Source organism: Bacteroides sp. NGMCC 1.200775, assembly GCF_040798045.1.
Lineage (GTDB): Bacteria > Bacteroidota > Bacteroidia > Bacteroidales > Bacteroidaceae > Bacteroides > Bacteroides hominis.
Genome location: NZ_JASCQK010000006.1, coordinates 30,288 through 42,219, shown reverse-complemented (window position 1 = coordinate 42,219; position 11,932 = coordinate 30,288). Strand labels below are relative to the sequence as shown.

Genomic DNA, 11,932 nt, shown 5'->3' with positions numbered 1-11,932 from the left:
TTTATCAGGTTAATAAATTAGGGGTAACTTATACTCTGTCTTTTTTTAAACGGTCGGCCATGGCACGTGCCAGATTCTCACACTGTTGATAGGTGATATCATTCATGGCCTGTTTCATCTCTACAGGGTCGCCGACCAGTTCGAATTTACTTTTTTCGGCAAACTCGGCCATACGTTTCACGGCGGCACCGGCCCATGTGAACGAACCGAAATAGCCCAGATAACGTCCTTTCAACTCACGTACTAGTATTTTGGACAAAAGCGACTCTATTTCCGGGAAAATCTGGTTGCTGTAAGTCGGGCTACCGACAATCAATCCTTTGTAACGGAAGATATCGGCAAGGATATAAGAAGGATTGCTCTTGCTGACGTTGTGCATCACGATGTTTTTAATGCCCTGGGCCGACAGTTCGGCAGCAATGGCCTCCGCCATCTGTTCGGTATTGCCATACATGCTTCCGTAAGCAATCACCACACCTTCGTCTGCATCGTAACGGCTCAGTTTATCGTAAATGCCTACCACCTTAGTGATATTTTCAGTCCATACCGGACCGTGTGTAGAGCAAATGGTCGAAATGGGAAGTCCTCCCAGTTTTTGCAAAGCTTTCTGTACGGGCGAACCGTATTTTCCGACGATATTGGAATAATAACGCACCATTTCGCCCCAATAGTGATCGATGTTCATGCGTGTATCCACAAACCCGCCATCCAGCGTACCGAAGCAGCCGAACCCATCACCGGAGAAGAGTACACCATCCGTTTCGTCGAATGTCATCATCGTTTCCGGCCAATGCACCATCGGAGTAAGGTAAAAACGCAGTTTATGACGTCCGAGAGCAAGGAAATCACCATCTTTTATCAGATATTGCTCGCCGGTCACACCATAGAAGCCTTCGATCATTCCGAAAGTCTGCTTATTGCCAACGATTACAATATCGGGATAGTGCTGTTTAATCAATCGGATAGAACCTGAATGGTCCGGTTCCATGTGATTTATAATCAAATAGTTGATAGGACGGTCGCCTATGATACTTCTAATTTTACGAAGATATACTTCGAAATAGCAAATATCCACTGTATCAATCAGTGCCACCATTTCATCATCAATCAGATAAGAGTTATATGAAACTCCATAGGGTAAAGGCCACATTCCCTCAAAGAGGTGCCTGTTACGGTCGTTAACTCCCACATAATGAACGTTTCCTTTAATTCTTGTTTTCTGTTCCATTCTATATTTTAGTTTAATTAATTACGGGGCACGAGTAACAACACCCAACGGCACTCTAAACTTGCAACTCGTAACTCGCAACTCATTCGCTTCGCAAAAATAGTTCTTTTTTTCTAAACCGAGTATGCCTTTCCCTGATAAGCACCTCTTTCTTTCATTCTTTTTTGCACGCGGGCCGTAAATTCATAATTCTTCAATCCCCAGTCGGGTGCAATCAAGAGTTCTTTAGGTGATTGTGAAACAAAACGTTCGAGTATCAGGTCGGGACGCAGATGTTCCACATAATCGATTACCAGATCGATATACTCGTCGACACTAAAGAGATGAAAATCTTCGGGATGGAGTTCAAACTCACGTGCCATTTTCGTGCCACGTATCAGCTGCAACTGATGCATCTTGAGAGTAGTCAGGGGCAAACGTGACAACTCTGCCGCCTGGGCAATGATTTCTTCGCGGCTCTCTCCCGGAAGACCGAGAATGACGTGTCCCCCGGTTAAAATACCACACGCTGCGGTCCGGTGGACAGCTTCTACCGTATCGGCATAGGTATGCCCCCGGTTAATACGTTTGAGTGTAGCATCCCGGGTGGTTTCAATGCCATACTCCACCAAAAGGAAAGAGTGTTTATTCAGCTCTTCCAGATAATGCAGCAGAGGATCCGGCATGCAATCGGGACGTGTACCGATGACCAATCCCACTACACCATCTACGCTCAGAGCTTCTTCGTATTTCCGTTTCAGTCCTTCAAGTTCGTCATAAGTATTGGTATAAGCCTGAAAATAAGCCAGATATTTCATATCCGGATATTTATGGGCAAAGAACTGCTTCCCCTCTTCAAGTTGCCGGGTGACGGATTTCTCCGTTTTGCAGTATTCGGGATTGAATGTCTGGTTATTACAATATGTACAGCCTCCCAGTCCCTTCGTTCCGTCCCGGTTGGGACATGTAAAACCCGCATTGAGAGATATCTTCTGCACCTTGTAAGGAAAATATTTTTTCAGAAAGAAAGTAAACTCGTTGTATAAAGGCATCGGAGCCGATTCAGTCATAGAATATTATATTTTTGCAATTAGTGCAAATATAATAAATCTATTCCGGCTACCGGTCCTTTCTCCATAAGATTTTTATGAAAGGGTGTAGCCATCCGGAGGAAAGGGTGTAGCCCCAGGCACAAAAGGGTGTAGCCATCCGCTTCGTATGGCTACACCCTTCCGTTTATTCCCAGATAGGAGTTATTATAGCTCCAGCCGTTCTTTCAGCAGCTTATATCCGGAGTTACTCACTTTCAGCTTGACCCCATTTTTCAGTAAGAGTTGATAGTTCTCTTTCCCGAAGAGTTCCACCCGTGATATTTGTGTCACGTTTACTATCGTAGAGCGATGTACACGCACAAATCCGGCCGACGGCAGATGGGCATCGAAGTACTTCATCGTCTGCTCTTTGACATATTGTCCCGAAGGGGTCACTAATGTGACGTAATCGCCACATGCCTGTATGTACAGCAATTCGTCGGTACAGATCAGGTGAATATGCGTACCGTCTTTCACCGTGATGCGGTCAATGCATTCCGCCTCTTCCGACGACGCTTTCTCTTCGCGGCATCCGGCCTGCTTCAGTTCTTCACGAAGGGCTTCTTCTCTTGAAACAGCCTCTTCTAATATCTCCTCCTGAACAGTGCTCAACGACTGTAAACGATACCACAACATCATCACTCCCCAAGCCAATGCTCCGAACAGTATGCGGAAAGGGAGCGTCTCTCCGAAAGACGCATAGACTTGTCCCAGGTTCTGTTCCATCACATATTGCACGGCAAAGCCTCCCGCCAGCCAAAAAAGCAGCGCCAGGGCGGCTATCAGCAGATCTGTTTGCAATATGGAGACGAGGCCGATGACATACCATGCCAGATAGGCCAGGAGGCAAAGCAAACCGACGGATAAAAAGCCGTCTATTGCAGCCGGAAGCGTGTCGGCCCCGGCATAGCCCCAAAGTAATGCTGTTTGTATCCCTGCTGCGGCAACGGCCAATATCAATGCCGTCATCCACCGTCGGGAAGATTCTTGTATAGGATGTATATCCATGTTTTATTTTCAACTTTTTATTTCAATACCTCCGAATGTCAAGTCGCCCCGGATGACCAATATCCGGTTCTGGTCGATCACACCTCCACCAAAACGTTTGTCTTGACATCCGCCCAGGCAGGTGTTACACCGAAACACTACTTTCCAATCGGAAGGCACATAAATTTCTATTCCACCAAATGTACAATCAATATCGAGAAACGTTTCACCTTCGGGAAGGGTCGTACGCCGCAGGTCAATAATCGTCCCGCCAAACGAATTCTGTATCGTCCCGCCTTTAAAGAATTCATCGAGCACCACTTGTCTGATACCGCTGAAGGTATTCTCCGAGTGAAGCACTCCATCCGTAGAGTTATATTGGCTGCTGGCAAAGTTTCCCCTCCGCATCCGTTCGTGCCGGGCACGTTTCGGCCTGAATAAAAAAGCGAGTCCAATAACAATCAATATAATCGGGAAAAGAGTGATATGGACTCCCGCCGGAAACCATCCCAGATGCGGGCTTATTAAATAGGCCCCGATGCCAACCAGAATCAATCCCCGCAGAATCTGACGGCGCAGCATCAGGTATACTCCCAAGAGAATCAGAAGCATTTGCCAGGACACCAATAGGTCAAACAGGGCATAAGTAATCCATCCCAGATTACGGGCCAGTAGAAGCACTCCTGCCGTTATAAAAATAAAGGCAATAAAAAACTTACCGTATCTCCGAGCGGGAGATGAAAACTCTTTCTTTTCCATATATCATTTCATTGTTAATTATTTCATTTAATCTTCGTCCACAAAGATAGGTCATTTGCCACCACCCGGAAAGGCTTTTTCGTCAATAACGGTAGCAAAACCGATGAAAGGGGGATAACTCCCGACAAATCCGGAATCATTTCTCACCGATTGCGCACGATCTGAACTGATATATTCATATATCTTTTTTTGTTAGTATTTATTATATGGCCCACCAATCGACTTCAGTCAGTTTTTCGAACACGCTCAAACGCCCATGAATAAAGGGATACAGCACTGTTCGAGAGGTGGCTCGGAGGCTGGCCCACTTTCCGTGTCTCCAACGTCTGGGACGGAGCCTCCGTTTCTGCTCTCCGGAGGCTCTGTCTGTACCCGGAAGAGCCTCTGCCCGGAGCCAACAGAGGCTCTGTTTTTTTCGTTTCCGAACGCTATTTCACAGATATTTTAACCCTCTCGTTTTGAAGGCTCACCGTTTATCCTTACCTTTGCCGGCACTATAGAAACAACCTAAAAATCATCTAAAGCCAATGAAAAGAAAATTCATTTTTCTGTTTTTCTGTCTGTGCTGCCTTGCCGGCTTCGCACAAGGAGGCAAAGCGCTCGACCTGAAAGAGATCAACTCAGGCAAGTTCAGTCCCGAAAACATCTATGGTGTGGTTCCCATGCCGGACGGCGAACACTACACACAAAGAAATGCCGAAGGCACACAAATCGTGAAATATTCCTTCCGCACGGGTGAACCGGTGGAAGTGGTATTCGATGTGGCCAAAGCTCGCGAATGTCCTTTCAAGAAATTCGACAGCTATCAGTTTTCACCGGACGGATCAAAAATTCTGATTGCAACGGAAACAACCCCTATCTACCGTCACTCTTATACGGCAGTCCACTATCTGTATCCGGTGAAACGGAACGATAAAGGGGTTACTACCAACAATATCGTAGAAAAACTCTCGGACGGCGGCCCGCAACAAGCTCCGGTATTCTCACCGGACGGCAATCTGGTGGCATTTGTCCGCGACAATAACATCTTCCTGGTGAAGCTCCTGTATGGCAACAGCGAATCGCAGGTGACAGAAGACGGCAAACTAAACAGCGTGCTGAACGGTATTCCCGATTGGGTATATGAAGAAGAGTTCGGTTTCAACCGTGCCCTGGAGTTCAATGCCGACAATACCATGCTGGCTTATGTCCGCTTCGACGAGTCGGAAGTGCCATCATACACCTTCCCGCTGTTTGCCGGCGAGGCTCCACGCAACAATGCGTTGCAGGACTACCCGGGCGAGTATACGTACAAATATCCCAAGGCAGGTTATCCCAACTCTAAGGTATCGGTACATACGTTCGACATCAAATCAAAAGTGACCCGTCAGGTAAAACTGCCGATAGATGCCGATGGTTATATCCCACGCATCCGTTTCACACAAGATCCGAACAAACTGGCCATCATGACACTGAACCGTCATCAAAACCGCTTCGACATGTATTTTGCCGATCCCCGCAGTACAGTATGCAAGCTGGCTTTACGTGATGAATCTCCTTATTACATCAACGAGAACGTATTCGACAACATCCGGTTCTATCCGGACAATTTCAGTTTTGTAAGCGACAAGAGCGGATATCCGCACCTGTACTGGTATAGCATGAACGGCAATCTGATTAAGCAGGTGACCAGCGGCAATTATGAAGTAAAAAACTTCATCGGATGGAATCCGGATACCAACGAGTTCTATTACACCAGCAACGAAGAGAGTCCGATGCGCCAGGCTGTATACAAGATAGACCGTAAAGGCAAGAAAGTGAAACTGAGCAATCAGCAAGGAACCAACAGCCCGATCTTCAGCAGTTCGATGAAATATTTTATGAACAAGTTTACCAGCCTCGATACTCCGATGCTGATTACACTGAATGACAATACGGGTAAAGTATTGAAAACTCTGGTGACCAATGATAAACTGAAAGAAAAGTTAGCCGGATATGCCATACCGCAAAAGGAATTCTTCACTTTCAAGACCACAGAAGGAGTAGACCTGAACGGATGGATGATGAAACCTGTGAACTTCGATCCCTCAAAACGCTATCCGGTACTGATGTTCCAGTATAGCGGTCCGGGTTCGCAACAGGTTCTGGACGAATGGGGAATCAGCTGGGAAACATACATGGCAAGTCTTGGCTACGTAGTGGCTTGTGTGGACGGTCGCGGCACAGGAGGCCGTGGAAGCGAATTCCAGAAGTGCACCTATCTGAACCTGGGCGTAAAAGAGGCAAAAGACCAAGTGGAAGCTGCCAAATATCTGGGTGGCCTGCCTTATGTGGACAAAGGACGCATCGGCATCTGGGGATGGAGCTTCGGCGGATACATGACCATCATGAGTATGAGCGAAGGTACACCGGTATTTAAAGCCGGAGTCGCTGTTGCCGCACCTACAGACTGGAAATATTACGATACTGTATATACCGAACGCTTCATGCGTACTCCGAAAGAAAATGCCGAAGGCTACAAAGCTGCCTCAGCATTCAGCCGTGCAGACAACTTGCATGGAAACCTGCTTTTGGTACACGGTATGGCAGATGACAACGTTCACTTCCAGAACTGTACCGAATATGCCGAACACCTGGTACAGCTTGGAAAACAGTTCGACATGCAGGTATATACCAACCGGAATCACGGCATTTATGGCGGAAATACCCGGAACCATCTGTATACGAGGTTAACGAACTTTTTCCTGAACAATTTATAAGAAATCGTTCGAAGAGATGTCAGAGTTCACCACAGATTACACAGATTAACACAGATTATTCATGTTGATAATCAACGATTTGAAAACTAATACTGTGTTAATCTGTGTAATCTGTGGTGAATATAACTTTTGAGACAGCCTCTCTATCATTAAACAAAACAGTACTATCATATGGGAAACGATCAACGGGTACGCAAACCCGAATGGCTTAAGATCAGTATCGGAGCCAACGAACGCTATACGGAAACCAAACGTATTGTCGAATCGCACTGCCTGCACACCATTTGCAGCAGCGGGCGCTGCCCCAACATGGGCGAGTGCTGGGGAAAAGGTACGGCCACGTTCATGATTGCCGGTGACATCTGTACCCGCAGTTGCAAATTCTGTAATACCCGGACCGGGCGTCCTTTGCCTCTGGACCCTGACGAACCGTTGCACGTTGCGGAATCGGTTGCCTTGATGAAGCTCTCACATGCAGTCATCACATCGGTGGACCGCGATGATTTACCCGACCTGGGCGCCGCCCATTGGTCGCAAACAATTCGTGAAATCAAACGCCTGAATCCGGAAACGACCACCGAAGTACTGATCCCCGACTTCCAGGGGCGCAAGGAACTGGTTTCCCAAGTGATAGAAGCCGGTCCGGAAATCATTTCCCACAATATGGAAACCGTAAAACGTATCAGCCCACAAGTGCGTAGTGCGGCCAATTATCACACCAGCCTGGAGGTGATCCGTCAGATAGCCGAGAGTGGTACAACAGCCAAATCGGGTATTATGGTCGGTTTGGGCGAAACTCCTGCCGAAGTGGAGGAGTTAATGGACGACTTGATTGCCGTCGGTTGCAAAATCCTTACCATCGGACAATACCTGCAACCGACCCATAAACACTATCCGGTTGTGGCATACATTACCCCGGAACAATTCGCCATCTATAAAGAAACAGGGCTCAAAAAGGGATTCGAACAAGTAGAAAGCGCACCATTAGTACGTTCATCATATCATGCGGAAAAACATATCCGATTTAATAAGAAGTAGTAAGAACATAACAGGCTCCTTGTTTGTTTTACAAGTAAACGGCAAAATAATACAATAAAAAACATATGGGTAACAAAGGAGTACTTTCTTCCGCATTTAATATGTCATTGGGCTTTATCCCTGTTATTGTTTCCATCCTTTTATGCGAATTTATAACACAGGACATATCAATCTATATCGGTACAGGTATCGGACTTATCTTTTCATACAGGTCCCTGTCCCGTAACGGGGCGCGTATACCCAATTTTATCCTTTATATCTCTACGGGAATTTTGACACTATTGGCTCTGGCAAGTCTCATTCCCGGAGATTTTGTCCCGGTAGGAGCTTTGCCCCTGACACTTGAAGTCAGTATACTGATTCCAATGGTTATTCTTTTCTTACACAGGAGAAGGTTCATTAACCACTACCTGCGCCAGAGTGCCCAGTGCAACCGCCGACTGTTTGCCCAGGGAGCGGAATCGGCTGTCGTATCGGCACGGGTTGTTTTGATTCTGGGTATTCTGCACTTTGCCGTTATCAGTCTGACTATCCTGATAGCACACCCTCTCACTCCGACTTCCACGCTGGTGCTTTACCACATATTGCCGCCTGCCATATTTATCCTCAGCATTCTGTTCAACCAGATAGGCATCCGTTATTTTAATCATGTAATGGCCCATACAGAATATGTGCCCATCGTCAACACCCGTGGCGACGTCATTGGAAAAAGCCTGGCCGTAGAAGCCATCAACTACAAGAATGCTTATATCAACCCGGTAATACGCATTGCCGTCTCTACCCATGGCATGCTGTTCCTTTGCAATCGTCCGCAAAGCTGTATTCTCGACAAGTTCAAAGTGGATATACCGATGGAATGTTATCTCCGGTACGGAGAGACGTTGACCGAAGGTGCCAACCGCTTATTGAGTAATGCTTTCCCAAAAGCATCGGATCTGAAACCTACATTTACCATCTCCTATCATTTCGAAAATGCACAGACCAACCGTCTGATTTATCTGTTTATTGTCGAAATGGAAGATGATTCTATCCTCTGCGATCCACGGTTCAAAGGAGGAAAACTGTGGACTTTCCAACAGATAGAACACAACTTAGGCACTCACTTCTTCAGCGAATGCTTTGAGTTGGAATATGAACACCTGAAACAGGTTATTGGTATAAGAGAAAAATACAAGGTATCTTAGTCAGGTCGGGCACTTTTCCCTGCCACTCTTTGATGGTCTTGGTGCGGATGTACTCACCCTCACAGGTGATATTCGCTGCAATGCAAAGACGTGTTTGCGGACGGCAGTTATGCAAAATATCCTCCACCATCTTATTATTCCGATAGGGCGTTTCTATAAACAGCTGTGTCTGATGTTCGGCATATACCCGTTGTTCAAGAGCTTTAAGCTTTTTGGCACGCTCAGCCGGCTCTATAGGCAGATATCCGTGAAAGGCAAAGCTTTGTCCGTTAAATCCCGATCCCATCACAGAAAGAATGATAGACGAAGGGCCCACCAACGGCACTACCTTCAGGTTCTTACGTTGCGCAATAGCCACGACATCGGCTCCCGGATCGGCAACGGCCGGACAACCGGCTTCCGAAATCACTCCCATAGACAATCCACCGATCAACGGTTTCAGGTAACCGGAAATATCTTCAGGAGAAGTGTGCTTGTTTAAGGGATAAAAGGTGAGCGAATCGATGTCAATCTCACGATCCACCTTTTTCAGGAAACGGCGGGCCGAACGGACATCTTCGACAATAAAATGCTTGATTCCCAGAATAATTTCTTTATTGTAGGGTGGTAATACAGACTCGATGGGAGTGTCGCCCAATGTAACGGGCAAAAGATAGAGAGCGGTATCCATGAACAAGGGATTTTTATAATAAGAATTTTACGGATTAAAACGAGATTCGGTGAACATACGTTCGTAATCGTTCATTTCGAGCAATTGCCGTAAGGTTGTTTTTTTATGATGTTTCATATACGAAGTGATGATTTTTGTACCAATCCAGGTACCCACCATCGAAGGCGCATTCTCGCCCAGAGTATTAGTGAAAGGAGCCGGACGGGTATATTGGCGTACCACCATCGGATCTGTTGCATGCAGATGATCTTTTTCAAGAATATATCTCCACATCTGCTGCTGGTTCTCTTTGCACCATTCTCTCTCTACATCCGAATAGCCCAATGCTTCTTCCGAAGAGGAATAATCCAACAGGTGCTGCACCACATAATTAATTTTACCGAAGTGCATCATCACATCGAGCAGTGTACGGGAGTAATCCATCGGGAAAGGATACTGGCTCATCAGATAGTATACCAGACAATCGGGTACAATCCGGTCGGGACGCATGGTGCGTCGCTGATAACCATAATAGAAACGCTTGTAAAGCGGATAATCTTCGCCCATATACTTGTCAAGGCTGATGCCCAGTACGCTATCGGACAGAACGATGGATTCATTGAATGCCGAAATTTGTGTGTATATCATGGGGATCATAATATCCGGCACTTCCTTTTGCAGTTTCCCGAAGCCTTTGGTCAACTCTTTCTCGACAGATCCCAATTCGGGATATCTGGTTTCCACATCCTCTATCAGACGGATCAGAGTGGTGTCCGAATAGAATGTTTTCAGTCGCTGGAATATATGATCGTCACTTACCTGCCCGATGGCCAATACATCTTCAATCAGCAGTTTAGTAGGCAGAGAATATTCCAGATTCATTTTTTGTAAAGCAGAAAAGCTGTTGAAACGAACGTATTCGTCCAACAGCTTATCATATCTGACTACGGAAATCCCCTCTTCCTCCATTGGGTCTGCGACAGGCTCTGCCTTCCCCACCCGGCAGGATGCGAAAAGCAGACTTAGCAAAACAAGGAGAATATAGTTCTTCCGTATTTTCATTGCCTTAACCGTAAATGATATTACCGTTTTCGTCTTTATATTCGTCCAGACCCTTTTCGTAAGTAGCCATCGCCCGAAGACTCATACCAACACTCGAGAAACCACCATCGTGGAACAGGTTCTGCATGGTCACCTTACGGGTAAGATCAGAGAACATTACGATGCAATAATCTGCACACTCGTCGGCAGAAGCATTGCCCAACGGAGACATGCGGTTGGCAAAATCATACAGTTTGTCCATGCCCTTCACACCGGAACCGGCTGTGGTAAAGGTAGGCGACTGAGAAATCGTATTTACACGTACATTGTGCTCACGACCATAAATGTAACCAAAGCTGCGGGCAATAGATTCAAGCAATGCCTTAGCGTCAGCCATATCGTTGTATCCATAGAAAGTACGCTGTGCAGCTACATAACTCAATGCCACGATAGAACCGTATTCGGCAATTGCGTTTTGTTTCTTGGCAGCCTGGATCATTTTATGGAATGAAACAGCTGAAACATCCAGGGTAGTATTCAACATATTATAGTCGAGATCATCGTAAGTACGTTTCTTACGAACGTTCGGTGACATACCGATAGAGTGCAATACAAAATCAATCTGACCACCGAGAACTTCCATCGAGCGTTTAAATACGTTCTCCAAATCTTCTACGTTAGTGGCATCTGCAGCAATCACTTCGCAATTCAACTTCTCAGACAAAGCAGAAACCTGTCCCATGCGGACAGCAACAGGAGTATTTGATAATGTAATAACAGCACCTTCTTCAACGGCTCTTTCGGCTACTTTCCAGGCAATAGACTGCTCGTTTAATGCACCGAAAATAATACCTCTTTTTCCTTTCAACAAATTGTAACTCATACCTTTTAATGTTAAATTAGGTTGCAAAGATATAGATTTTCTGCATAAAAGCATGAAAAGTGTGCAAAGAAAAGACCGAAACCACAAAAAATACACTAAAATAGGGTATTTATTACATATAACAGCCACTCCTGTCACTACAAAGGCCGGATTATTAAAGCAACCGTCTGTCGCCTTAAATGACGGCAGCATTCGTCGTTAATGCCGGTTGCATTTACAGAGTCTCCTGCCCTGTCCATATCAGTAGTCCATAAGAGCAGATATATTATTCACAATTGTTTATCGGGATTGAAGATCAAAGAGATCGGTCGTGGAAACAAAGAAAGAGAAGTAATTCAAGAAAAATAAAAAAATA

General features: G+C 45.9%; 10 protein-coding genes. 3 read left to right on the top strand and 7 right to left on the bottom strand.

Annotated features, from left to right (window positions below):
* Window positions 1-28: 28 nt before the first annotated feature.
* The 4 genes from QK890_RS15685 to QK890_RS15670 form a co-directional block, all read right to left on the bottom strand.
* On the bottom strand, window positions 29-1,228 hold the full coding sequence (locus QK890_RS15685) for an FprA family A-type flavoprotein (RefSeq protein ID WP_005775718.1): 1,200 nt from the start codon (window positions 1,226-1,228) through the stop codon (window positions 29-31).
* 113 nt (window positions 1,229-1,341) lie between these two features.
* Window positions 1,342-2,277, bottom strand: coding sequence for a TIGR01212 family radical SAM protein (locus QK890_RS15680; protein WP_032539669.1), 936 nt, complete (start codon window positions 2,275-2,277; stop codon window positions 1,342-1,344).
* Window positions 2,278-2,463: 186 nt separating this feature from the next.
* Window positions 2,464-3,306: a LytTR family DNA-binding domain-containing protein gene (locus QK890_RS15675; RefSeq protein ID WP_032539670.1), complete on the bottom strand. Its 843-nt coding sequence runs from the start codon at window positions 3,304-3,306 to the stop codon at window positions 2,464-2,466.
* Between the two features lie 9 nt (window positions 3,307-3,315).
* On the bottom strand, window positions 3,316-4,044 hold the full coding sequence (locus QK890_RS15670; protein ID WP_005810098.1) for a DUF5668 domain-containing protein: 729 nt from the start codon (window positions 4,042-4,044) through the stop codon (window positions 3,316-3,318).
* Between the two features lie 527 nt (window positions 4,045-4,571).
* Between QK890_RS15670 and QK890_RS15665 the strand changes: the two genes are divergently transcribed.
* The 3 genes from QK890_RS15665 (at window position 4,572) to QK890_RS15655 (ending at window position 9,004) form a co-directional block, all read left to right on the top strand.
* Entirely contained in the window at window positions 4,572-6,782 is a 2,211-nt protein-coding gene (locus QK890_RS15665; RefSeq protein WP_032539671.1) for a S9 family peptidase, read from the top strand.
* A gap of 171 nt (window positions 6,783-6,953) precedes the next feature.
* The gene (gene lipA, locus QK890_RS15660) at window positions 6,954-7,820 is read left to right on the top strand and encodes a lipoyl synthase (protein WP_032531788.1); all 867 of its coding nucleotides are present in this window, start codon (window positions 6,954-6,956) and stop codon (window positions 7,818-7,820) included.
* A gap of 65 nt (window positions 7,821-7,885) precedes the next feature.
* Window positions 7,886-9,004: a hypothetical protein gene (locus QK890_RS15655; protein WP_032531787.1), complete on the top strand. Its 1,119-nt coding sequence runs from the start codon at window positions 7,886-7,888 to the stop codon at window positions 9,002-9,004.
* Here QK890_RS15655 and QK890_RS15650 read toward each other — a convergent pair.
* Genes QK890_RS15650 through QK890_RS15640 form a run of 3 tightly spaced genes read right to left on the bottom strand, consistent with a single transcriptional unit; the run spans window position 8,970 to window position 11,577 of the window.
* Window positions 8,970-9,674: an SAM-dependent methyltransferase gene (locus QK890_RS15650; protein WP_005810106.1), complete on the bottom strand. Its 705-nt coding sequence runs from the start codon at window positions 9,672-9,674 to the stop codon at window positions 8,970-8,972. The genes QK890_RS15655 and QK890_RS15650 overlap by 35 nt on opposite strands.
* 27 nt (window positions 9,675-9,701) lie before the next feature.
* Window positions 9,702-10,715: a gliding motility lipoprotein GldB gene (gldB, locus tag QK890_RS15645; RefSeq protein WP_005810107.1), complete on the bottom strand. Its 1,014-nt coding sequence runs from the start codon at window positions 10,713-10,715 to the stop codon at window positions 9,702-9,704.
* Between the two features lie 4 nt (window positions 10,716-10,719).
* Complete coding sequence (locus QK890_RS15640) at window positions 10,720-11,577, bottom strand: enoyl-ACP reductase (protein WP_005775707.1); 858 nt, start codon at window positions 11,575-11,577, stop codon at window positions 10,720-10,722.
* Window positions 11,578-11,932 lie beyond the last annotated feature (355 nt).

Excerpts from the sequence above, each read along its gene's own strand:
- QK890_RS15685 (WP_005775718.1), bottom strand. The coding sequence starts at position 1,228 with ATGGAACAGAAAACAAGAATTAAAGGAAACGTTCATTATGTGGGAGTT.
- QK890_RS15655 (WP_032531787.1), top strand. The coding sequence starts at position 7,886 with ATGGGTAACAAAGGAGTACTTTCTTCCGCATTTAATATGTCATTGGGC.
- lipA (WP_032531788.1), top strand. The coding sequence starts at position 6,954 with ATGGGAAACGATCAACGGGTACGCAAACCCGAATGGCTTAAGATCAGT.
- gldB (WP_005810107.1), bottom strand. The coding sequence starts at position 10,715 with ATGAAAATACGGAAGAACTATATTCTCCTTGTTTTGCTAAGTCTGCTT.
- QK890_RS15675 (WP_032539670.1), bottom strand. The coding sequence starts at position 3,306 with ATGGATATACATCCTATACAAGAATCTTCCCGACGGTGGATGACGGCA.
- QK890_RS15665 (WP_032539671.1), top strand. The coding sequence starts at position 4,572 with ATGAAAAGAAAATTCATTTTTCTGTTTTTCTGTCTGTGCTGCCTTGCC.
- QK890_RS15650 (WP_005810106.1), bottom strand. The coding sequence starts at position 9,674 with ATGGATACCGCTCTCTATCTTTTGCCCGTTACATTGGGCGACACTCCC.
- QK890_RS15640 (WP_005775707.1), bottom strand. The coding sequence starts at position 11,577 with ATGAGTTACAATTTGTTGAAAGGAAAAAGAGGTATTATTTTCGGTGCA.
- QK890_RS15680 (WP_032539669.1), bottom strand. The coding sequence starts at position 2,277 with ATGACTGAATCGGCTCCGATGCCTTTATACAACGAGTTTACTTTCTTT.
- QK890_RS15670 (WP_005810098.1), bottom strand. The coding sequence starts at position 4,044 with ATGGAAAAGAAAGAGTTTTCATCTCCCGCTCGGAGATACGGTAAGTTT.